Origin of the sequence: Microbulbifer aestuariivivens, assembly GCF_039545115.1 — a bacterium.
Lineage (GTDB): Bacteria > Pseudomonadota > Gammaproteobacteria > Pseudomonadales > Cellvibrionaceae > Microbulbifer > Microbulbifer aestuariivivens.
In genome coordinates this window covers 14,552-37,216 of record NZ_BAABRT010000003.1, presented here as the reverse complement: position 1 = coordinate 37,216, position 22,665 = coordinate 14,552, and the positions used below count along the sequence as shown (strand labels likewise).

18 protein-coding genes and 1 other RNA gene are annotated in these 22,665 nt (G+C 60.9%); 17 read left to right on the top strand and 2 right to left on the bottom strand.

Annotated elements, in window-relative coordinates; genetic code table 11:
- Positions 1–66: 66 nt before the first annotated feature.
- Both ABEA58_RS02455 and ABEA58_RS02450 read right to left on the bottom strand, forming a co-directional pair.
- Complete coding sequence (locus tag ABEA58_RS02455; protein WP_345548535.1) at positions 67–465, bottom strand: YraN family protein; 399 nt, start codon at positions 463–465, stop codon at positions 67–69.
- Positions 452–2,371: a penicillin-binding protein activator gene (locus ABEA58_RS02450; RefSeq protein WP_345548533.1), complete on the bottom strand. Its 1,920-nt coding sequence runs from the start codon at positions 2,369–2,371 to the stop codon at positions 452–454. Before ABEA58_RS02450 ends, ABEA58_RS02455 begins: the two co-directional genes overlap by 14 nt.
- Before the next feature lie 37 nt (positions 2,372–2,408).
- On the opposite strand from ABEA58_RS02450, the gene rsmI reads away from it, so the two are divergent.
- From rsmI to lpxC, 17 genes are all read left to right on the top strand, one after another.
- The gene (rsmI, locus tag ABEA58_RS02445; protein ID WP_345548531.1) at positions 2,409–3,251 is read left to right on the top strand and encodes a 16S rRNA (cytidine(1402)-2'-O)-methyltransferase; all 843 of its coding nucleotides are present in this window, start codon (positions 2,409–2,411) and stop codon (positions 3,249–3,251) included.
- An 81-nt stretch (positions 3,252–3,332) separates the two neighbouring features.
- Positions 3,333–3,689: RNase P RNA component class A (gene rnpB, locus ABEA58_RS02440), an RNA gene on the top strand.
- A 945-nt stretch (positions 3,690–4,634) separates the two neighbouring features.
- Entirely contained in the window at positions 4,635–5,078 is a 444-nt protein-coding gene (gene mraZ / locus ABEA58_RS02435) for a division/cell wall cluster transcriptional repressor MraZ (RefSeq protein WP_345548529.1), read from the top strand.
- 19 nt (positions 5,079–5,097) lie between these two features.
- Positions 5,098–6,039 (top strand): 16S rRNA (cytosine(1402)-N(4))-methyltransferase RsmH, encoded by a 942-nt coding sequence (rsmH, locus tag ABEA58_RS02430; protein WP_345548526.1) that lies wholly within the window; start codon positions 5,098–5,100, stop codon positions 6,037–6,039.
- On the top strand, positions 6,036–6,311 hold the full coding sequence (gene ftsL / locus ABEA58_RS02425; protein WP_345548525.1) for a cell division protein FtsL: 276 nt from the start codon (positions 6,036–6,038) through the stop codon (positions 6,309–6,311). Before rsmH ends, ftsL begins: the two co-directional genes overlap by 4 nt.
- A gap of 28 nt (positions 6,312–6,339) precedes the next feature.
- Entirely contained in the window at positions 6,340–8,103 is a 1,764-nt protein-coding gene (locus ABEA58_RS02420) for a peptidoglycan D,D-transpeptidase FtsI family protein (RefSeq protein WP_345548524.1), read from the top strand.
- Complete coding sequence (locus ABEA58_RS02415; RefSeq protein ID WP_345548523.1) at positions 8,100–9,608, top strand: UDP-N-acetylmuramoyl-L-alanyl-D-glutamate--2,6-diaminopimelate ligase; 1,509 nt, start codon at positions 8,100–8,102, stop codon at positions 9,606–9,608. Before ABEA58_RS02420 ends, ABEA58_RS02415 begins: the two co-directional genes overlap by 4 nt.
- The gene (locus ABEA58_RS02410; protein WP_345548799.1) at positions 9,608–10,993 is read left to right on the top strand and encodes a UDP-N-acetylmuramoyl-tripeptide--D-alanyl-D-alanine ligase; all 1,386 of its coding nucleotides are present in this window, start codon (positions 9,608–9,610) and stop codon (positions 10,991–10,993) included. The genes ABEA58_RS02415 and ABEA58_RS02410 overlap by 1 nt, the downstream gene beginning before the upstream one ends.
- Positions 10,993–12,078, top strand: a complete 1,086-nt coding sequence (gene mraY, locus ABEA58_RS02405) for a phospho-N-acetylmuramoyl-pentapeptide-transferase (RefSeq protein WP_345548522.1) — start codon at positions 10,993–10,995, stop codon at positions 12,076–12,078. Before ABEA58_RS02410 ends, mraY begins: the two co-directional genes overlap by 1 nt.
- A gap of 151 nt (positions 12,079–12,229) precedes the next feature.
- The gene (murD, locus tag ABEA58_RS02400; protein ID WP_345548520.1) at positions 12,230–13,615 is read left to right on the top strand and encodes a UDP-N-acetylmuramoyl-L-alanine--D-glutamate ligase; all 1,386 of its coding nucleotides are present in this window, start codon (positions 12,230–12,232) and stop codon (positions 13,613–13,615) included.
- Positions 13,612–14,850 (top strand): putative lipid II flippase FtsW, encoded by a 1,239-nt coding sequence (gene ftsW, locus ABEA58_RS02395; RefSeq protein WP_345548518.1) that lies wholly within the window; start codon positions 13,612–13,614, stop codon positions 14,848–14,850. Before murD ends, ftsW begins: the two co-directional genes overlap by 4 nt.
- Positions 14,850–15,962, top strand: coding sequence for an undecaprenyldiphospho-muramoylpentapeptide beta-N-acetylglucosaminyltransferase (murG, locus tag ABEA58_RS02390; protein WP_345548516.1), 1,113 nt, complete (start codon positions 14,850–14,852; stop codon positions 15,960–15,962). The genes ftsW and murG overlap by 1 nt, the downstream gene beginning before the upstream one ends.
- A 45-nt stretch (positions 15,963–16,007) precedes the next feature.
- A complete protein-coding gene (gene murC, locus ABEA58_RS02385; protein ID WP_345548514.1) occupies positions 16,008–17,474 on the top strand; it encodes a UDP-N-acetylmuramate--L-alanine ligase in 1,467 nt (488 codons plus the stop codon).
- A 102-nt stretch (positions 17,475–17,576) separates the two neighbouring features.
- Positions 17,577–18,389, top strand: coding sequence for a cell division protein FtsQ/DivIB (locus ABEA58_RS02380; RefSeq protein ID WP_345548512.1), 813 nt, complete (start codon positions 17,577–17,579; stop codon positions 18,387–18,389).
- 136 nt (positions 18,390–18,525) lie between these two features.
- Entirely contained in the window at positions 18,526–19,761 is a 1,236-nt protein-coding gene (ftsA, locus tag ABEA58_RS02375) for a cell division protein FtsA (protein ID WP_345548510.1), read from the top strand.
- A 119-nt stretch (positions 19,762–19,880) separates the two neighbouring features.
- On the top strand, positions 19,881–21,086 hold the full coding sequence (gene ftsZ / locus ABEA58_RS02370) for a cell division protein FtsZ (protein WP_345548508.1): 1,206 nt from the start codon (positions 19,881–19,883) through the stop codon (positions 21,084–21,086).
- 468 nt (positions 21,087–21,554) lie between these two features.
- Positions 21,555–22,466, top strand: coding sequence for a UDP-3-O-acyl-N-acetylglucosamine deacetylase (lpxC, locus tag ABEA58_RS02365; protein WP_345548506.1), 912 nt, complete (start codon positions 21,555–21,557; stop codon positions 22,464–22,466).
- The last annotated feature ends 199 nt before the right edge of the window (positions 22,467–22,665 follow it).

Genomic DNA, 22,665 nt, shown 5'->3' with positions numbered 1-22,665 from the left:
CTTATGATGCGGGGCGCTATGCCCGCTTGTGAATTTCAGTGGGGCCCTGTGTGGCCCGGTTACAGCTCACAGCGCCTCAAAGGCGCCTTTTATCCAATCAATACTCTGCCCGCTGTCGCTGCCCTCGATGGCAATGACATCGAAACGGCAGGGGCTGTCCAGACGTCGTTGCTGCAGGAAGCTGTTGGCAGCGGCCAGCAGTTTCTGTTGTTTGCGCCGGTCGACACTGGCGGCGGCACCACCAAATGTGCGGTTTTTGCGGAAGCGGACCTCGACGAACACCAGAGTCTCGCCATCCCGGGCAATCAGGTCTATTTCACCACAGCGGGTGTGAAAATTCTGTTCTATGACCTGAAGGCCCGCTCGCGTCAGATGCTCAGCCGCGATCAGCTCCATTCGCGCGCCAACCTGGCCCGCACTGGAGGCCGGCTTGGTACCGTGATGACGGCCCTTAAAGATTTTCACCGCTACCCGACAGTTCGATGGCATCCGCCGGCAGCGACAGTCGCTCCACCCCGGTGGTGATGGGTGCGGGAGCGCCCTTGTCGATGCGTGCCCAGACCTGCTCGCGCACGATTCGGCCATCTGCTGTCAGGCTCAGGGCGCCCGTCAGGCCGTGGACCCGCTGTTCGGGAAACTGGCGCAGCATGGGCAGGCGCGGGAACAGGCGGAAAGCGTCAGCCCCCAGCGCATACAGGCGCGCGAATGCCGGTGCCGGAGCCGCCTGCGATTCGATGACTTGCCTGGTCTGGTTATCGCTTTCAAACAGCCACGGCAAAGCGGTAAAGCGCACGCCGTTGATGTCCCGGTCCCGCTCCCGGTTGACGGTACCGGCAAAGACCTGCGAGGTGGCGAATACCGGCAGGTCACTGGCATAGAAGTAGGCCAGCATGGGATTGATCTGGCGAGCCTGCTGCGGCTGGGCCAGCAGCATCAGCATATCCACATCGCCGCGACGGCGCGGGGTGAACTCCAGCCCCGTGGCCAGCTGGCGGCGCAGCGCCGCCTCGCGTGCCTTGCTTTCCGGTATCAGCAGGGTGTCGCTGACCAGTTTGGAGAAGTCACTGCGGTCATGAAAAGTGCGGCGTGTAGTGACGGTGCCGCCCATTCGCTGGAATTCCTCGCTGAAGGCATCGGCGCCACGCTGCCCCCAGCCGGAGTCGGCGGCGAGGATCATGGCCTGGCGATGCCCCTGCCGGTAAGTCTGACGGGCCGCCTGGCGGGCTTCGTCTTCAATCGCGAGGCCAAACTGCACCAGATCGCCGGTGAGGCGGCCGCTGTCTGCATAGTTGAGCGCCAGGGTGGGCACCGGCAGTTTTTCCGTGGCCAGCAGGTTGGCGACTTTCTGTTTGTCCAGCGGACCGATAATGGCCTGGGCGCCACCGTTGACGGCTTCCTGATAGAGTTCTTCGAAGGGCCTGTCGGTACCGCTGTCGTAAACCCGTACTGCTGGTGTGGCGGAGCCGGCGTTCAGGGAGCTGTAATAGGCCGCCATAAAGCCATCGCGGATCGCCCGTCCGGCACTGCCAAGGGGACCGGAGAGCGGCAGCAGCAGAGCCACCCGGTCCGGCTGCTGGGCTGCCAATTGCTCCAGCAGGCGCAGGGCCTGGGGCGGGTTGCTGGCGGCGCCGTGGCGCGGCCACTGCTGCCGCCAGCGATTCAGCGCGGCGAGCTGCGAACCGATATCTGCCTGGGTATCGCGGCCCAGCAGGGCCAGCTCGTACCAGCCCTTCATCATCGGGCTATTGGACTCATCGGCGCGCAGCCGCAATTCACTGGAGGGCAGCTGGGTCAGCAACTGCCAGAAGCCGTTGTTGTTCTCGGCGATCATCTCCTCGCTCTGGGCCAGTATGGCGATCTGCTGGCGCTCCTCGATGGCGCTGTCCAGATCGCCCAAGAGGCCCCAGAGGTCGGCGCGCAGGTCGCGCAGGGGCAGGGCGGTTTCACTGGGCAATTGCAGCCAGGTGCCATCGAGGCGCGGGGAGGTGGTCAGGTCGAGCGCGTCGAAAAATTCGTCCTGCGACGTCAGCAGGTTGCCATAGACATGGGCGTAGCGGGCAAACTGCACATCGTCCAGCTGCTCGGGTGCGACCAGGGTCACCGCGTCGAGGGCGCCCTCAGCGTCGCCCAAGTCGTATAGAATGGCCGCCGCCTGCAGGCTCAGCTGGTCCCGCTGTGGGGAGGGGGATACCCTCGCGCTCTGCAGCAGTTGTTGAGCGCTGGCGTAACTGGCAGCGCCGCCGCTGACAGACACTGGGGACCCTGTACCGGAGTTGGGTGCAGGCGCCTGGCAGGCTGCCAGTGTCAGGGCCAGCGCGCCGGCGACAACTCTGGTGAACATCTGGGGCGCGCGCCGGGACTGGACGGACATATGCTTCTCCAGCAATTTTTTTATTTCGGAGTGAACAATGGGGCCGGATCAGGTGCTTTACGTAGTAGCAACACCGATTGGTAATTTGGCGGATATGGTACCGCGAGCCATCGAAGTTCTACAATCCGCCGATCTGGTCGCGGCGGAAGACACCCGTCACAGCCAGAGGCTTTTTTCCCACTTCAGCATCAACACCCCTCTGGTTGCCTATCACGACCACTCGGACGACAAGCGCACTGCCGAGCTGCTGGCGCAACTGGAGGCTGGGCGGACCATTGCCCTCATCTCCGATGCGGGCACGCCGCTGATCTCCGATCCCGGCTACCGGCTGGTGCGCGAGGCCCGCAACCGCGGCATCAAGGTGGTTCCGGTGCCCGGAGCCTGCGCATTTGTCGCCGCGCTCAGCGCCGCCGGCTTGCCCAGCGACCGCTTCAGCTTCGAGGGTTTCCTGCCCGCCAAGCCGGGCGCGCGTGCCAATGCCCTGCAGGCGCTAGCGGGTGACCCGAGGACGCTGGTGTTTTACGAGGCGCCGCACCGGGTGGCGGATACCCTCGATGCCATGGCCGCAGCCTTCGGCGATGAGCGCGAGGCGGTGATCGCCCGCGAAGTGACCAAAGCCTTTGAAACCTTCCATATGGCGCCGCTGGCGGAGCTGGCGGCCTGGGTGCGGGCGGACAGCAACCAGCAGCGGGGCGAGATCGTCCTGCTCGTGCGCGGTGCCGAGGGCGGGGAGAGCGGTGAGGTGGATGCGGAAGCCCAGCGGGTCATGGGGCTGCTGATGGCGGAGCTGCCGCCAAAGCGCGCCGCCGCCCTTGCCGCCGAGATTACTGGAGTTAAGAAAAAGGCTCTCTATAACTGGGCGCTCGCGCAAAAGGACTGACCGCAGCGGCATGCGGCTGCAGCTGCGTGCCGATCGAAAATAGTCCTTGCGCGGGGACGCCGCCCTCATTAGGCTTGCCCGCGAGCTGGCCGGGCAATCGCTGTTTCCCCTCGGGGAAGTGGAGGAAAGTCCGGGCTCCATAGGGTGGAACGCCAGGTAACGCCTGGGGGGCGCGAGCCTACGGAAAGTGCAGCAGAGAGTAGACCGCCGATGGCCTGTTCGCAGGCACAGGTAAGGGTGAAAGGGTGCGGTAAGAGCGCACCGCGCGACTGGTAACAGTTCGCGGCACGGTAAACCCCGTTCGGAGCAAGACCAAATAGGCCCTCTACAGGTGTGACCCGCACTGAGGGCGGGTAGGTCGCTTGAGGTGTGTGGTGACATACATCCCAGATGAATGATTGTCCTCGACAGAACCCGGCTTACAGGCCAGCTCGTCAAATTCCACCGCTGTGGCCTCGCTCAATGAAGTGGCCACTGTTCATAGTGACCACTGTTCATAGTGGTCGCGGTTAAGCTGCGGCCGGCATCGGTGCCCGTTTAGTTTCGCCGGTCTTCAACCTCTGCAGTCTGATGGCAGGGGATGCTCTACCGCTTCTCTTTCGCCTTCATGTCGCCTCTCGTTACCGCGCGCTCTTTTGTCAGTTAGTCGTTAGAGTGGCTGGCGGCTGCCTGCCCCGTTGATATTTTCTTTTTGGTTTCTGGAGTGCATCCCGGCTTTTTGTCGAGTCTTGCGGGTCTTTCCAGGGTCAAGAGGTTCTCTGCTGGCTCTGCCCCCCTTGATTCTGGCTGAAGCCTTCTGCCGTTCCTTTCGGGCTTTCCTGTCAAGCCCCCCCCCCAAGCCCCCCAAGCCCCCCAAGTCTTACAGGCTTATCGGATTTCTCGGGTCGCGCCCGGTTTTCAACCTGGTTTGCGGCTGGGTTTGCGGTCAGGTGGTGACATTTTGTGCGGCGATGACTTGCGGTAGGTGCGACAGGCATCACAAAAAGCCTGTGATGCACTCTGGTTTCCGGCGCCCTTCTTGTAATCAAGGCTCTCGGGGCGAAAGTTAAAGTGGACTGTTAACTCGGGAGAGTGAGCGCTCGCTTCATGGCGGAGAGTTTGGCGCTTAATTGTCCCAATTTAATCCCTATTAACTCCGCAGCCCGCGAATTTACTGGCCTCTCCAGGCTCGCATCTCAGCTATTTCCTTGACTTTGCACCATGCAGATTTATAGTGTCGTTGGTGGTGAAAAGTGGTGTTTTGTGGGTTTTGGTGGTTTCTGAGAGGGGGTGAGTGGGTATTGAACGCCTCCTGAATGAAAAGCACACGGTACTTTTCCATTAACAACGGCGCGCCCAGGCGGTTTAGAGGGGGCAGAACTCGGGCATCAAGCGGACACTTTTGTGTATCTCGGCAGCCACGCGATCAATATGGACGCCAAAGGGCGTCTGGCGATTCCAGCGCGCGTACGCGACACGCTGTTGCACGAGTGTGCCGGTAACTTGGTGGTGACCGCCCATACCGAAGAGCGCTGTCTGTTGGTGTATCCCGAGCCTCAGTGGCAGGAAATCCTTCCAAAAATCGAAGCGCTGTCTAGTTTTAATAAAGTGGCCCGTCGCGCCCAGCGGCTGTTGATCGGTTACGCCTGTGAACTGCAGGTGGACGGCAACGGCCGTGTGCTGATTCCGCCGACCCTGCGTGAATACGCGGGGCTGGAGAAGAAGTTGATGCTGGTGGGGCAGGGTAAAAAATTGGAGCTGTGGAGCGAGGAGCGCTGGATGGACTGGCTCGACAGCAGTGAGGGTGAGGGCGATATGCCGGAGGAAATGGCGTCGCTGTCGCTGTAATAGCAAAGGAGATGACCGGGTGTCACAAGAGTTGCATCGCAGTGTGTTGTTGCGCGAGGCCGTTGACGCCCTGGTCACCGATCCGGGCGGCTTCTATATAGACGGCACATTTGGGCGCGGAGGGCATAGCGCCGCGATTCTCGAGCGGCTGAATGAGCACGGCCGGCTGCTGGCGATAGATAAAGACCCCGAGGCGGTAGCCTACGGCAATCAACGTTTTGCGGGAGATGCCCGTCTCTCTATCTGGCATGGCTCTTTCGCCGATATGGATCGCGCCGCAGCCGCTGAAGCGGGCCGGGTAACCGGCATTTTGCTGGATCTCGGTGTCTCATCCCCGCAGCTGGATCAGGCTGATCGCGGTTTCAGTTTTATGCAGGATGGTCCGCTGGATATGCGGATGGACACCAGCAGGGGAATCAGCGCGGCGGAGTGGGTCAATAGCGAATCCGAAGCCGAGCTGGTGCGGGTGTTCAAGGAGTATGGAGAGGAGCGGTTTGCGCGCCGTATGGCGGCGGCCATCGTGCGCCGCCGTGCCGAGCGCCCGTTTGAAAGAACTCTGGATCTGGCGGCTGTGGTGAAAGAGGCCAATCCGGCCTGGGAGAAGGGCAAGCATCCGGCTACACGGGTGTTCCAGGCGATTCGCATTCATGTGAACGGGGAGCTGGAAGACCTGCGCAGCGCGCTGGACAAGTCCATCGAGCTCTTGGCGCCCAACGGCCGACTGGTGGTGATCAGCTTCCACTCTCTGGAAGACCGCATGGTGAAGCGGTTTATCCGCGACAAGGAGCGCGGGCCGGTATTGCCCCGTGGATTGCCGGTGATGGATAGCCAGATTGCCAAAACCCTGCGCGGGGTTGGCAAGGCGGTTAAGGCTGAGGCCGAGGAGTTGGGTGAAAACCTGCGCTCACGCAGTGCGGTGATGCGGGTGGCGGAAAAACTTGGCCCCGGGGCTTCGCAGTGAAAGTACATCGGGGGCTGCTGCTGGCGGTTCTGTGGCTGTGCGTGATGGTCTCGGCGCTGGCGGTTGTACATACCACCCACCGCAGTCGGGTGCTGACCGGGGAGCTGGTGGCAGCGCAGAAAGCGCGCGATGAGCTGCGCTTTGAGCAGGAAAGGCTGCTGCTGGAAAAGGGCGCCTGGTCGGCCTACGGGCGCATCGAGCAGGTGGCGCGGGAAAAGCTGAATATGCATGTGCCGGGATCAAACGAGCGGGTACTCGTTCCGGAGCAATAATTAAACAGGGGGCCTCTGGGGACTTGCCATGGGTGCGGTGAAAAAACAGCAGTTACAGCCGGGTATTGCCCGCTGGCGCTATGCGCTGGTGGCGGTATCGCTGTGCCTGCTTGCCGTGGCCCTGGTGTTCCATCTGGCGCGTTTACAGGTGCTGCCGGAAGAGGAGCGCGGTTATCGGTTCCTGCAGGATCAGGGGCGTGCGCGCACTATTCGCACCGAAGAATTGGCCGCCTATCGCGGCGCCATTGTCGACCGCAACGGCGAGCTGCTTGCGGTCAGCACGCCGGTTCAGACTCTTTGGGCCAATCCCCAGCACCTGCGCGAGGCCTCCGCGGAGGAGCTGCGCCGTCTCGCCGCCGCTTTGGAAATGAAGCCGGCGGCACTTGCGCGGCGCCTGCAGAAATACGGCAGCAAGGAATTCATGTACCTGCGCCGGCACCTGTCGCCGGAGCAGGCCGCGCGCGCCCTGTCACTGGATCTTCCCGGTGTCTACAGCAAAAAAGAATACCGCCGCTTCTATCCCGCCGGCGAGGTGGTGGCGCAGCTGCTCGGGTTTACCAATATCGACGATCACGGCCAGGAAGGGCTTGAACTGGCCTATGACGAGTGGCTGTCGGGGCAGCCGGGTCAGCAGCAGGTGCTGAAAGACCTCAAGGGCCGCACCGTGCAGGATCTGGCCACCAAGCGTGAGGCGCGCCCGGGTCGCGATTTGCGTCTGTCGATTGATATGCGCCTGCAGTACCTGGCGTATCGGGAGCTGAAGCGGGCGGTGAATGAAAATGGCGCCGCCTCCGGCTTTATGGTCATTCTCGATACCAGGAATGGCGATGTGCTGGCCATGGCCAACCAGCCCTCATTCAACCCCAACAATCGCAAGGGGGCGACAGCCGCCGCCATGCGCAACCGGGCGCTGATCGATCAGTTCGAGCCGGGCTCCACCGTGAAGCCCCTGACGGCGCTGGCGGCTTTGGAGAGTGGTCGCTATCAGCCGCACACGGCGATCAATACCAGCCCGGGTTACATCCGCCTGCCGGGCAAGACCCTGGTGGACCCGGTGAACTATGGTCGTATCGACCTGACCCGGGTGATCACCAAGTCGAGCCAGGTTGGCATCACCAAAATCGCCATGGATCTGGACCCCGACAATCTGCGACAACTCTTTTTCCGTCTCGGGCTCGGCGAGGCCGTTGGCAGCGGCTTCCCCGGAGAGGCCGCCGGCATCCTGCCCAGCCGAAGTCGGTGGCATCCAATCGAGCGGGCCAACTTTGCCTTCGGCTACGGTTTAACAGTCAACGCCGTACAACTGGCTCAGGCCTACAGTGTCATCGCCAATGCCGGGCTCAAGCGCCCGGTTTCGCTGATTCTGGCGGAGGGCAAAACCGCCCGGGCTGACGCGGAGCGGGTGGTCGAGGATGCGCTGACTCGTCAGGTGACCGCCATGCTGGAGACGGTGATCGGCGAAGACGGCACCGGCCGCCGGGCGGGCGTGCCAGGGTATCGCGTCGCCGGCAAGACCGGCACGGTGCACAAGGTTGGCAGCGCCGGCTATGTGGACAATCGCTACCGCTCGGTGTTCGCGGGTTTCATTCCTGCGGACAATCCACGCCTTGCCGCGGTGGTGGTGATCGACGACCCGAGTCAGAGCAAGTATTACGGTGGTGAGGTAGCGGCACCGGTATTTGGCGCCGTCATGGAGGGCGCCATGCGCTTGCTGCAGGTGCCGCCGGAAGAGATTCCGCCGGCGGAAGAGCAGCTGGCGGTGCAGCTGAGCGAGAGAGGTATTAAATCGTGAATCAGCGCAAAATTTCCCTGCAACAGCTCGTGCCCGGCTATGCGGGCATTCCGGATGTGGCGGTCACAGGTGTCGCCCTGGACAGCCGCCAGGTGCGCGCGGGCGACCTGTTTATGGCGCTGCGTGGCAGCGTCGTCGACGGCCGCGAGTATATCGGCAAAGCCATTGCGGCCGGGGCCGCGGCGGTGCTGGCCGACGGCGAGCAGCTGGAAATCGCCACCCGTGAAGGGGTTCAGGTTGTCACTGTGCCGGGGCTGGCCAAGCGTGTGGGCGAGATCGCCGCGCGTTTTTATGGCAATCCCACCGAAGAGATGTATCTGGTGGGGGTGACAGGAACCAACGGCAAATCGACCTGCGCCTATCTGGCCGCGCAGCTCTTGGCGCAGCACTTCGGTAGCGCCGGGGTTATGGGCACCATTGGCAATGGCATCTGGAAAGACGGTCAGATTCAACTGGAAGATACCGGCCTTACCACGCCGGACCCGGTACGCCTGCAGGCGGATTACGCCGCATTTCGCGATCAGGGCGTGAAAGCCGCGGCGATGGAAGTGTCCTCCCACGCTCTGGCGCAGGGCCGTGTGCACGGTCTGATCTTCGATAGCGCTATTTTCACCAACCTGTCGCGGGATCACCTCGATTACCACGGCAGCATGGCCGCCTATGGAGCCGCCAAGGAAAAGCTGTTCGGTTTGCCCAAGCTGAAGCGCGGCATCATCAATCTGGATGATCCCTTCGGCGCTCAGCTGGCGGAGCGCTGCAAGTTGCGCAATCTCAAGGTCATCACCTACGGCCTGCAGGCCGGGGATCTACACGCCACCGAGCTTCAGCGCCATGAAAGCGGTTTTTCCGTGCAGCTCACTACGCCGTGGGGTTCGGGGCGTCTTGAAGCTCCGCTGATCGGCGACTTCAATATTTATAACGCCCTCGCAGTGGTGGCGGCGGTAGCGGCATCGGGCATGACCTTAGAGGACATCCTCGCCGCTTTCCCCAACATTCGCCCGGTGCCCGGACGCATGGAGCGTGTGCGCCTCGATGGCATTGCGGAAGACATCAGCGTGCTGGTGGACTACGCCCATACGCCGGATGCGCTGCGCGCAGCACTGGCGGCGGCGCGTCCCTATTGTCGCGGGCGCCTGTGGTGCGTGTTTGGCTGTGGCGGCGACCGTGATACCGGCAAGCGTGCGCCGATGGGGCGCATCGCCTCGGAAATGGCCGATCACGCCATTGTCACCAGCGACAACCCGCGCAGCGAGGACCCGCAGCAGATTATCGATGACATCCTCGAGGGCGCGGCCAGCAATGTCGAGGTGCAGATCGACCGCAGCAAGGCAATTCAGCAGGCGGTGGCGGGCGCCCAGCCCGGCGACATCGTGCTCATCGCCGGCAAGGGTCACGAGGATTACCAGATCATCGGCAGCGAGCGTTTGCACTTCTGCGATCGCGAGCAGGCCGCGGCCGCGCTGGCCAGCCGTCATGGTTATACGGTTAACGGAGGGCAGCTGTGATGATCGCCCCTTTGACCCTGGAACAGTTGCAGTGCCGCTTTGGCGGTGAGCTGATCAACGGTTCGGTGGCTTTCGAGCGCGTCTGCACCGATACCCGCAAGCTGGACCCGCAGGCGCTGTTTGTGGCGCTGGTGGGGGACAATTTCGATGCCCACGACTTTGCCGCGGAACTGGAAGGCAAGGTGCTGGGGCTGGTGGTGGAGCGGCAGATTCCCGGTATTTCCCTGCCGCAGTGGCGGGTTGAGGACAGCACCGTGGCGCTGGGCCAGATTGGCCTGCTTTGCCGGGAGCAGTTTCAGGGGCCGGTGATTGCGATTACCGGTTCCTGCGGCAAGACCACCGTAAAAGAGATGCTGTCGTCGATCTTTGCCCAGCGCCACACCATCTGTGTGACCCAGGGCAACCTGAACAACCAGTTTGGCCTGCCGATGACTCTGTTCGGCCTTACCCCGGCGCACGAAGTTCTGATTCTGGAAATGGGCGCCAACGGTCCCGATGACATCGGTTACCTGTGTGGCATTGGCAAGCCGCAGATCACCGCGGTCAACAACGTGAAGCCGGCGCATGTGGAGGGCTTCGGCTCCGTTGATGGTATCGCCGCGGCCAAAGGCCAGATCTATACCAGCCTGGCGCCCGGCGGCACTGCCGTGATCAATGCCGACGACAACTACGCCCGCTACTGGCGGGAGCAGATGCCGGAAGGGGTGAAGACTCTGTCAGTGGGCCTCGGTCACGGCTGTACAGTGCACGCGGATAATATCCGCATGGACGAGCGCGGCTGTGCCAGTTTTGATTTGGTGATCGATGAAGTGGCCCACCCGGTGCGGCTGCAGGTGCTCGGCGAGCACAATGTGCACAACGCCCTGGTGGCGAGTGGCTGCGCTCTGGCTGCGGGAATCCCCGCAGCGGAGATCGTCAGCGGACTGGAGGGCGCGGGATCGGTAGGCGGGCGCCTGCAGGTGCTGACAGGCCTCGCCGGCGAGACCGTAATCGACGACAGCTATAACGCCAACCCGGGATCCGTCAGTGCGGCGATCGAGCTGCTGGCGCAGCGGCAGGGCAAAAAAATACTCGTACTCGGCGACATGGCAGAGCTGGGCGCGGACGCGGAGCGGATGCACCGTGAAATGGGAGAGCTGGCCCGCGACCGCGGACTGGATGCGCTCTATACCCTGGGGCCGCTTGGAATGGCGGCCTGCGTGGCATTTGCTGAGGGAACCGGCAAGCCGCGGCATAACTTTCGTGAGCATCGAGCGCTGGTGGAGGCGCTCAGCCGCGAACTGGATGACAGCACCACGGTGCTGGTGAAAGGTTCCCGCAGTGCCCGCATGGAACGGGTGGTGCAGGCGCTGACGGAAAGCGCGGATGCGCAAGAGGAAAACTGATGCTGCTCTGGCTGGCAGAACTACTGCAACCACATTTCAGCACCCTTGCGGTGTTCAATTATCTGACCGTGCGCGCAATCCTGGGGGCGCTGACCGCGCTGGGTATTTCCCTGCTGGTCGGTCCAAGCATGATTACCTGGCTGAACCAGCTGCAGGTGGGCCAGGCGATCCGCGACGATGGCCCGCAGACCCACCTGAGCAAGTCAGGTACCCCGACCATGGGCGGCACCCTGATTCTGGCGGCGATCTTCTTCGCTGCGTTGCTGTGGTCCGACCTCAGCAACCGTTACGTGTGGGTCACACTGTTGGTCACATTCGTATTCGGTGCGGTGGGCTTTGTCGATGACTACAAAAAAGTGGTGGAAAAAAACCCCCGTGGCCTGATCGCCCGCTGGAAATATTTCTGGCAATCCATCGCCGGACTGGGAGCCGCCATTTATCTCTACATGAGTGCTGTAACCCCGGCGGAAACCCAGTTCTTTGTGCCGTTTTTCAAAGATGTGGCCATCAATCTCGGCCCCGTGTTTTTTATCCTGCTCACTTACTTCGTGATTGTGGGCTCCAGCAATGCGGTGAACCTGACCGACGGGCTTGATGGCCTGGCGATTATGCCGACGGTGATGGTGGGAGGTGCCCTCGGCATCATTGCCTATCTGGTCGGCAATGTGCAGTTCGCGGATTATCTGCATATTCCCTCGATTCCCGGCGCCGGCGAACTGGTGGTCTTCTGTGCCGCGCTGGGCGGTGCGGGACTGGGGTTTCTCTGGTTTAACACCTACCCGGCTCAGGTATTTATGGGCGATGTGGGTGCGCTTGCGCTCGGTGCCGCCTTGGGGGTTATCGCGGTGATTACCCGTCATGAAATTGTTCTGTTCATTATGGGCGGTGTGTTCGTGATGGAGACCGTCTCGGTCATTCTGCAGGTGGCCTCCTTCAAGCTCACCGGCAAACGTATTTTCCGCATGGCGCCACTCCACCACCACTTTGAATTGAAAGGCTGGCCGGAGCCGCGGGTGATCGTGCGATTCTGGATTATCACCGTGGTGCTGGTCCTGCTCGGTCTGGCAACGCTGAAACTGCGTTAAGCGGGCATATTAACTGAAAAAAGAAGCTGGAAAGCTGCCGCAAAAAGTCATGCGAAGGCGACACAAGCACAGCTCGAAAGCAGTACACAAGCAGCAGAAAAAAATAAAAACGTGAAGGCTTAAAATCGCAAGCCCACTGGAAAAGAGACGGATGAACCTGATCGCAACTTCACAGCAGAAAGTCGTTATCGGCCTGGGCGCCACCGGTGTATCGGTGGTGCGCTATCTGCTGCGCGAGGGAATTGTCCCCGTTGTGCTCGACAGTCGGTGTAATCCTCCGGGTCTTGAGCGCTTTCGCGACGAGTTTCCGCATGTGCCGCTGCAGCTGGGGCCTTTGCATGAGGATGCGCTGCTATCTGCCGGTGAGATTATCGCAAGCCCCGGAGTCGCTCTGGCGGAGCCTGCCCTGCAGCGCGCTCTGGCGGAGGGGATTCCTGTAATCGGTGATATCGAACTGTTTGCGCAGGCAATGAATCGCCTGCAGCAGCCACCGAAGATTGCCGCCATCACCGGATCGAACGGCAAAAGCACCGTGACCACCCTGCTGGGGCTGATGGCACAGCGCGCGGGGGTGCGGGTCGCGGTCGGGGGCAATATCGGCGTGCCCGTGCTGGACCTGCTGGTTCAGCCACTGCCGGAGCTTTTTGTTCTGGAGCTGTCGAGCTTTCAGCTGGAAACCACGCATACCCTAGCGGTAACCGTGGCGACGATCCTGAATCTCAGTGAAGACCACATGGACCGCTATGCGGACATGGCCGCATATCATGCCGCGAAGCAGCGAATCTATCGCCACGCAGAGCAGCTGGTAGTGAACCGCGACGACGTGCTGACAAGAGCACCCCTGGCGCAGGGAGTCCGCGAGTGGAGCTTCGGCCTGGATACTCCGGATCTCGGTCAGTTTGGAATCCGCCGGATGGATGGCGAAGAGTGGCTGGCGCAGGGGGTGGAGAAGCTGATGCCGGTAGCCGAGATGGCCATGGTCGGCCGTCACAACGCGGCCAACGCACTGGCGACACTGGCACTTGGCCATGCAGTTGGACTGCCGATGCAGGCCATGCTGGAAGAGCTGCGGGATTTCCCCGGTCTTACCCACCGTTGTGAACGCATCGGTGATGTCGACGGGGTTGTTTTCGTCAACGACTCCAAGGGCACCAACGTCGGAGCCACCCGTGCGGCACTGGAAGGTCTCGGTTCCACCGATCACAAAATCGTATTGATCGCCGGCGGCGAGGGCAAGGGCGCCGATTTTGCGCCGCTGGCCAAGACTGTCGGCAACCTGCGCGGACTGGTGACCATCGGCGTTGATGGAGAAAAAATTGCCGCGGTGCTCGAGGGCGCCTGCCCGGTCAAAACCGCCGAATCCATGCAGGAGGCGGTGGCAGCGGCCAAGGCAATGGCGAAGCCGGGTGATTACGTTCTGCTGTCTCCGGCCTGCGCCAGTTTTGATATGTACCGCAATTTTGAGGCCCGCGGTGAGGACTTCCGCAATGTGGTGGCGGCGCTCGGCGCCAGTATGCCTGCGGGAGGTAGCTCTTGAGTCGCGCCACAGAAAAACGCCAGCAGCTTGCTCTGGCTGAAGAGCAGGGCTTCAGGCCGGAATGGGTACTGCCCTTCAGTGTGCTGGCACTGGTTAGCATCGGCGTGGTGATGGTGGCCTCGGCCTCCATTGCCTTTGCCAGCGATGCCTACGCTGACCCGTGGTTTTTCCTCAAGCGACACCTGATGTATCTGGTGGTCGGTGCGCTGGTGGCGGTTGTCGTCAGCCAGATACCACTATCAGTGTGGTCGCGCCTGTCGTGGCCGCTGCTGTTGTTTTCCGGCTTGCTGCTGCTGATTGTGCTGGTGCCTGGGATCGGCCGCGAAGTAAACGGCAGCCGGCGCTGGTTGTCGTTTGCCCCGATTACCGTACAGCCCGCGGAAGTGGCAAAGTTTTGCCTGCTGGTGTTTTTTGCCAGCTTTCTCACCCGCCGCAACCAGCAGCTCCGTCACTGGAGCAGCTTTATGGTGCCGGTGGTGATTCTGGGGCTGGTGGCAGTGCTGCTGCTGTTGCAGCCGGACTTCGGCTCAGTGGTGGTTATCTCCGGCACAGTGCTGGCGATGGTTTTTCTAGCCGGCGCCCGCCTGCCGCATACCTTTACGCTGGTTGGCCTGGCGGCCAGCGCCCTGGCACTGATGGCACTGATGAGTCCCTACCGGTTGCAGCGATTGACGACTTTTTGGGACCCATGGCGGGACCAGTTCGCCAGCGGTTATCAGCTGACACAATCGCTGATTGCCTTTGGGCGCGGTGAGTGGTTCGGGGTCGGTCTGGGCAACAGTGTGCAGAAACTCTTTTATCTGCCGGAGGCGCACACAGATTTTATTTTCGCCATTCTCTCCGAGGAGTGGGGCATGGTCGGCGGCCTGCTGGTTATCGGTCTGTTCGCCACACTGACATGGTCGCTGTTGCGACTGGTGCGCCAGGCGCTGGCCAGGCAGCAGTTTTTTGCCGCCCTGCTGGCATTTGGCATCGCGGTACTGCTGGCGGGGCAGGCCTTTGTGAATATGGGTGTTGCCTCCGGCCTGTTGCCCACCAAGGGGCTCACCCTGCCGTTTGTCAGCTCCGGTGGCAGCAGCCTGGTGATTTGCTGTGCGCTGTTTGCTCTGGCACTGCGCATTCAGGGGGAATTACAGCAGCCAGCAGCGGAGAAAAAAGCTACGGGCAGTGTGCGCAAGCTGCCGATTTTTAACCCGCTGCAGCTGGGCGATAGTGCGCGAGGGGAGGCGGCCTGATGGAAAAGCAGACAGAGGCCGTGGGGCAAGCATTCAATTTTTCCGGTCGGCGTTTTTTGCTGATGGCGGGCGGTACCGGCGGTCATGTTTTTCCCGCGCTGGCGGTGGCGCGGGCGCTACAGGAGCGCGGGGCCGAGGTGGAATGGCTGGGAACGCAGCGCGGTATCGAGGCGCAGCTGATTCCGGATGCCGGAATTCCCCTTAATTGCATTACCGTCGAGGGAGTTCGCGGCAAGGGCAAGTTGGCATTGCTGAAGGCGCCGCTGAAGATATTGGGCGCGCTGCGCCAGGCGCTGGCAGTGATGAAAAAAGTGCGGCCGCATGCCGTGCTTGGTTTCGGGGGCTATGCCACAGGGCCCGGTGGAGTCGCGGCGCGACTGCGCGGTATTCCATTGCTGATTCATGAACAGAACGCGGTGGCGGGGACCACCAACCGCCTGCTGGCGAAAATTGCCAACCGTGTGCTGGAGGCATTTCCCAGCGGCCTGCCCGCTGGCGAACAGGTGGGTAACCCGGTGCGCGAAGAGATAGTGCAGCTGCCCTCGCCGGAAACCCGTATAGCCCGCGAGCGGCCCCTGCGCCTGCTGGTGCTGGGGGGAAGCCTGGGGGCGGTAGCGATCAATGAAGTGGTGCCGCAGGCACTGTTACTGATGGATAAGACGCTGCGTCCGAAAGTGTTACATCAGGCCGGTCAGCGACATCTGGATGTGGCCCGCGAAGGTTACCGCCAGACCGGTATCAATGCCGAAGTGGTGCCGTTCATCACGGATATGGCCAAGGCTTACGAGCGGGCCGATCTGGTGATCTGCCGAGCCGGCGCCTTGACCGTTTCGGAAATCGCCGCGGCCGGGGTGGGTGCGATCATGGTGCCGTTTCCGTTTGCGATTGATGATCATCAGACCAAGAACGGTGAATGGCTGCAGCAGGCCGGCGGGGCGATTGTGGTGCAGCAGGACAAAATGAGTGCCGAGCAGATGGCTGGATTGTTGAGTGAGCTCTTTTCCCGGCCGGAGAAATTAGTGGAAATGGCAATCGCCGCCCGCAGTGTGGCTCGCACCGATGCCACCACCCGGGTGCTGGGTGCCTGTGCGGCCCTAGTGGCCAGTCAGTGAGAGTGCGGCGGACGTTGAGGGTTGGAAATGAATAAAGAGGCAGCAATGGAAAACAGCAGCTATATCGTGCCTGCCATGCGCCGCATCCGCCGTATCCATTTTATTGGTGTCGGCGGTGCCGGCATGAGCGGTATTGCCGAAGTGCTACAGAATCAGGGGTATGAGGTTTCCGGCTCTGACTTGAAAGAGTCGTCGGTCACCCGCAGATTGCGCGACCTGGGGATTGAAGTGCAGATCGGCCACAGTGCGGACAACGTGCGTGATGTGGACGTGGTGGTGAACTCCTCGGCGGTGCACGAGGACAACCCGGAACTGCTGGCAGCGCGAGAGCACCGTATCCCGGTAGTGCGTCGTGCCGAGATGCTGGGGGAGTTAATGCGCTACCGCTACGGTATCGCAGTGGCGGGCACCCATGGCAAGACCACCACGACCAGTTTGATCGCGTCGATTTTTGCCGCAGATGGCAAGGATCCCACGTTCGTTATCGGAGGCCTGGTCAACGCTGCCGGTGCCAATGCGGCCCTCGGTGAAAGTCGCTACCTGATCGCCGAGGCCGATGAAAGCGATGCGTCTTTTATCCACCTGCAACCGATGGTGACGGTGATCACCAATATCGATGCAGACCATATGGAGACCTATGGCGGCGATTTTGAAAAGGTAAAGCAGATCTTTATCGATTTTGTGCACAACCTGCCGTTTTATGGACTGGCGGTGGTGTGTGGCGATGATGAAAACGTGCAGGAAGTGATTCCGAGATTTTCGCGACCAGTCTCAACTTACGGATTTGATGAGGGCAATGATTACCGGATCGTCGAGGTCAATCAGGAACCGCTGCGCAGCCATTTCAAAGTTCGCCGCCCGGGCGGTGATGTACTTGAGGTATGTGTGAATACCCCTGGCCTGCATAACGTGCTGAATGCGACAGCGGCGATTGCCGTGGCCACCGAGGAGGGCGTCAGCGACGCCGCTATTCGCGAGGGGCTACTGGGCTTTCAGGGCGTCGGGCGTCGTTTTCAGATCTACGGCCACTACGCGGTCAGTGATGATGGCAGTGCGGAAAAAGTCATGCTGGTGGACGACTATGGCCACCACCCCCGCGAGGTGGAAGCCACCATCAAGACGGTGCGCGACGGCTGGTCGGAGCGCCGCCTGGTGATGATTTACCAGCCGCACCGTTACACGCGCACACGGGACTTGTTTGAAGATTTCGTGCAGGTACTGTCACAAGTGGACAAGCTGATACTGCTCGACGTTTACAGTGCCGGCGAGGCGCCGATACCCGGTGCCGATGGCCGCACCCTGGCACGCAGCATTCGCAACCGGGGCCAGGTAGACCCGATATTTGTGGAAAATATTGATCAGGTGCCGCCGATCCTGGCGGACCTGCTGGAACCGGGGGATATTGTCCTGACTCAGGGGGCCGGCAATGTCGGTGCCCTGGCTCAGCAGCTGGCGCAATGGCGCTTGGGCGATACCGACGAAAGCGAAAGCGAAAGCGAAAGCGAAAGCTAGCAACGCAGCCAGAAATTCAGGCTGAAACCCAACAGAAAACCAAATAAAAAATCGCTACCAGACCAAGACGCATTAGCGATTTTTAAGGAGAGCACGCCACCGGTGAAGAAGACCGCCGCCAGCAGTGACAAGCGACAGCGCAGCGTGCGCGGCGCCAGTCCCAGATCGGACTCCGTCACCACAGCCGGCGGCGGGCTGCGGATGCTGTTGATCGCAATGCTGGCGACCTGCGCGATGATCTGCGTGGCCTACAGCGCAGTGTGGCTATGGCGGCAGTTACCCGTGAGCGATTTAAGCCGTGTAGATGCGTTGCAGAAGGTGCGGGTCAAGGGTCCGTTCAAGGCGGTTTCCCAGCGGCAGGTTGAGGAACTCCTGTTGCCATTTTTACAGCGCGGGTTTCTCACTGTGGATATCCGCGGGATGCAGAACGCTCTTCTGCAGCATCCCTGGATCACCGAGGCGGCCGTGAGTCGCCGCTGGCCCCGGGGTGTTGATGTGGCGGTGAAAGAAGCCCGACCGCTGGCGGTCTGGGGTGGGGACAAGTTACTGGTTGCCAGTGGTGCTTTGTTGCCGCGCCCTGAGGGACTGGAAACCGGCCAGCTGCCTGAACTTGCCGGCGATGAAGAGTTGGTGGAGCGCATTTTGTTGCAGTATCAGGCTCTGGCCGGGCTGTTGACCACCCGTGATATGGAGGTCAAGCGATTGACCTTTGACGATCTTGCGGGTTGGCACCTGGAGCTGGTTTCGGGGGTGGAGCTGTATCTCGGACACGATGAGTTGCTTGAACGGGTCAACCGTTTTCTGGGGCTCAGCCGGGGACTGCTGGCCCCGCACCTGGAAAAGGTCGCGCGGGTGGATACGCGCTACAGCAACGCGCTGGCGGTCAGGTGGCGGGAAGCAGGAGCGGGACAATAGATGGATGCAATAAACGGAATTTCAGCAATAAACGCGGCCAAAAGCCGACACAATTAAAAAACGTAAAAGTGTGAACCCGTTCCTGGCCGATTATTAACAATAACGGGCGGGGAGGTTCAGCGAGGTTGGAAGCAGAATGACACAAGTATCCGATAACCGCATGATCGTGGGGCTGGATATCGGCACGTCCAAGGTGGTGGCCATTGTCGGCGAGGTGACCGGTGATGGCGAGCTGAACATTGTCGGTATCGGGTCACACCGTTCCACCGGCATGAAAAAGGGCGTAGTGGTCAATATTGAGTCTACAGTGCAGTCCATACAGCGGGCGGTGGAAGAAGCCGAGCTGATGGCCGGCTGTGAGATCCATTCCGTTTATGCCGGTATTGCTGGCAGCCATATCCGCAGCCTCAATTCCCATGGCATCGTGGCAATCAGAGACCGCGAGGTAACCCAGCATGACCTGGACCGGGTCATCGATGCCGCGCGTGCGGTAGCGATACCGGCGGATCAGAAAATTCTGCATACCCTGCCGCAGGAATACCTGATCGATAACCAGGAGGGCGTGAAAGAACCCCTGGGCATGTCCGGTGTGCGCCTGGAGGCGAAAGTGCACCTGGTCAGTGGTGCGGTCAATGCGGCACAGAATATCGAGAAGTGCATTCGCCGCTGTGGGCTCGAAGTGGAAGACATCATTCTTGAGCAGCTGGCTTCCAGCTATGCGGTACTGACCGACGATGAAAAGGAACTCGGCGTGTGCATGGTGGATATTGGTGGCGGCACCACGGATATCGCCGTGTTTACCGGAGGTTCCATTCGCCATACCGGGGTTATCCCGATTGCCGGCGATCAGGTCACCAATGATATCGCCATGGCGCTGCGCACTCCGACACCGCACGCGGAAGAGCTGAAAATCAAATACGCCTGCGCGTTGGCAAAGCTGGCGCGTGAGGGGGAGACCATCAAGGTGCCGAGCGTCGGCGATCGGGCGCCGCGGGACCTCTCCCGCCAGGCGCTGGCGGAAGTGGTGGAGCCGCGTTATGACGAGCTGTTTACGCTTGTGCAGGCGGAGCTGCGCCGCAGTGGTTTCGAGGATCTCTGTGCGGCCGGTGTGGTGCTGACCGGCGGCTCGTCAAAAATGGAGGGGGCCGTGGAACTGGCGGAGGAAATTTTCCATATGCCGGTGCGTCTGGCTGTGCCACAGGGTATTGCTGGCTTGACGGACATTGTCAGCAACCCGATCTACTCCACCGGCGTCGGCCTGCTGATGTACGCCAGACAGCGCGAGGAGACTTCCGAGAATCGCCAGCGACCACGAAGAGACGATAACCAGTGGTGGGACAAGGTGAAGCACTGGTTCAGGGGAAATCTGTAAAAACAGGGGTGGTTAAAAGTCGCCGGGGCGGAGCTGGAGTTTGGCAGGCCTGCGAGACATTTAACGGGACGTTAAGAAACAAATAACAATTTTGACATGAGCAAAAGAGGGGAACAGCAATGTTCGAACTAGTCGATAGCGTACAGGACAAGCCTGTCATCAAGGTGATCGGTGTCGGCGGCGGTGGTGGCAATGCCGTTAAACATATGATCGCCAGCGAAGTGGAAGGGGTGGACTTCATCTGCGCCAACACCGATGCGCAGGCGCTCAAGGACATTGAGGCGCGCACAATCCTCCAGTTGGGAAACAACATTACCCGTGGGCTGGGTGCCGGTGCCAACCCGGACGTTGGTCGTCAGTCCGCCATGGAAGATCGCGAGCGTATCGCAGAAGTACTGCAGGGCGCTGATATGGTGTTCATCACTGCCGGCATGGGCGGCGGTACCGGAACCGGTGCGGCGCCAATCGTGGCCGAGATCGCCAAGGACCTGGGTATTCTGACCGTTGCCGTTGTCACGCGCCCGTTCAAGCTCGAAGGCAAGAAACGCACCGCGGTGGCGGAAGAGGGCATCCTCGAGCTGCGCGACAAGGTCGACTCCCTGATCACCATTCCCAATGATCGCCTGATGGAGGTGCTCGGCGCCAAGGTGACCATGAAGGGTGCCTATAAAGAAGCGGATAATGTTCTGCTGGGCGCGGTGCAGGGAATCGCCGATCTGATGATTCGCCCCGGTGAAATGAATGTGGACTTTGCCGATGTGCGCACGGTCATGTCCGAGATGGGGATGGCAATGATGGGCTCCGGCGCGGCAATTGGTGAAAACCGCGCCCGCGAAGCTGCGGAAAAAGCCGTGCGCAGCCCGCTGCTCGACAACGTCAACCTGCAGGGCGCACGCGGTATTCTGGTGAATATCATTACCGGCAGTGAAGAGGCCGGCTGCGCTGAGTTGACCCTTGGCGAGTATGCCGAAGTGGCGGAAATCGTCCAGGAGATCGCCTCCGACGAAGCCACCGTCGTTATCGGTACCGCAGTGGACGACAAACTGGGCGATGAGATGCGGGTAACCGTAGTCGCCGCCGGTCTTGGCGATGGCGCACAACAGGCTGCGCGCCCCACCAAAGTGGTGGACAATACCCGCCGCCAGGAACTGCGCGAGGGACGTGAAGCTCAAAGTGCGCAGACCAGTATTGGCCGCGAAGCCATTGACGGTCGCCAGCGTGCCGAGACGGAGCGTCCCAAGCGTCAGGCCCCCAGCCTCAACCCAGCGGATACCGATATGGAATACCTGGACATCCCGGCATTCCTGCGCCGCCAGGCTGACTGATCCACCTGCGCTTGACCCGTCAGCAGGAGGCCGAGCCGCCGTTCAGGCGAGGCAAACATACTGCTCATGTCCGCCCGGCCCTCGGGCCGGGCATCCACGCTTCGGCGGCGAGCGGTTTGGCCTCTGACCTTCTGGTCAGGTGCTGGGAGGCGAGGGTCTGGGGTTTTAGCAGGCCGATGCGGCACCGGCGGGATACCCAGTGTCGCGCGGTTTGCTTCAGTTAACAGTGTGTTCACAGGGAGTGGCGTTAAAATAGGGTGCTGGCGCAGCAGTCTTTTCGCTGGGCTAAGCTGAGAAGGAGGAGGAAAGGAGGCCATTTTCCGCTCTGTGCGTTGGCGAAATGGCCAGCCGCGGCAGGGAAGTCAGGATGACTGTCATCTTATTGGTGGTTCTGGCGTGGAAATTCTGCTAGGATTGCCGGCTTGCTGCGGCCAGTGCCGCTCTGACTGACTGGGAATACACGAATACATGATCAAGCAGCGCACACTGAAAAATGCTATTCGCGCCACTGGCGTGGGCCTCCACAGCGGTAAGAAAGTCGTGCTGACTCTCAAGCCTGCGCCTGTGGATACCGGTATCATTTTCCGTCGCACCGATCTCGATCCAGTGGTTGAGATTGAAGCCCGTGCGGAAAATGTGGGTGACACCCTGTTGTCCACCACCCTGGTCAAAGGTGATGTCCGTGTGGCCACCGTAGAGCACCTGCTGTCCGCCATGGCGGGACTGGGTATCGATAATGCCGTGGTGGAGCTCTCCGCGCAGGAAGTGCCGATCATGGACGGCAGTGCCGGTCCGTTTGTCTTCCTGATACAGTCCGCTGGTATTCAGGAGCAGTCTGCGCCGAAGAAATTCCTGCGCATCAAGAAGCCGGTGACGGTGGAAGATGGCGATAAGGTGGCGACTTTCCTGCCCTTCGACGGCTTTAAGGTGTCGTTTACCATCGATTTTGATCACCCGGTATTCCAGGGCCGCAACCTGACCTCCTCGGTGGACTTCTCCAGTACCTCCTTTGTGAAGGAAGTCAGCCGGGCGCGCACCTTTGGCTTTATGCACGAGATCGAGTATCTGCGCTCCAAGGGTCTGGTGCAGGGTGGCAGTGTCGACAACGCTATCGTCATTGACCAGTACCGTATCCTGAATGAGGGTGGCCTGCGCTATGAGGATGAGTTTGTTAAACACAAGATTCTTGATGCCATCGGCGACCTGTATTTGCTGGGCACCAGCCTGATCGGCGAATTCAAGGCATTCAAGTCCGGTCATGCACTGAACAACAAATCCCTGCGCACTTTGGTGGCGCAGGAAGACGCCTGGGAGATGGTGACCTTCGAGGATGAAGAAGAGTCCCCCATTTCCTACGTCAAACCAATCCTGGCAGTCTGAGCTGGGGTTATGAAAAACCGGCATGAAAATTGCCGGTTTTTTTATGGGGCGCAATTGGAGAACTGTGTCCCAGGCAATATTTCACACTGATACACCAGTGGTACAGTAAGGGGAGTTGTCGGTTCGCACACCTGTGACCGGTGTGACAGAGCAGGGCTAGAGGGAAGAGGTTGCGCTCTATTTAGAGCAGCAGATACGG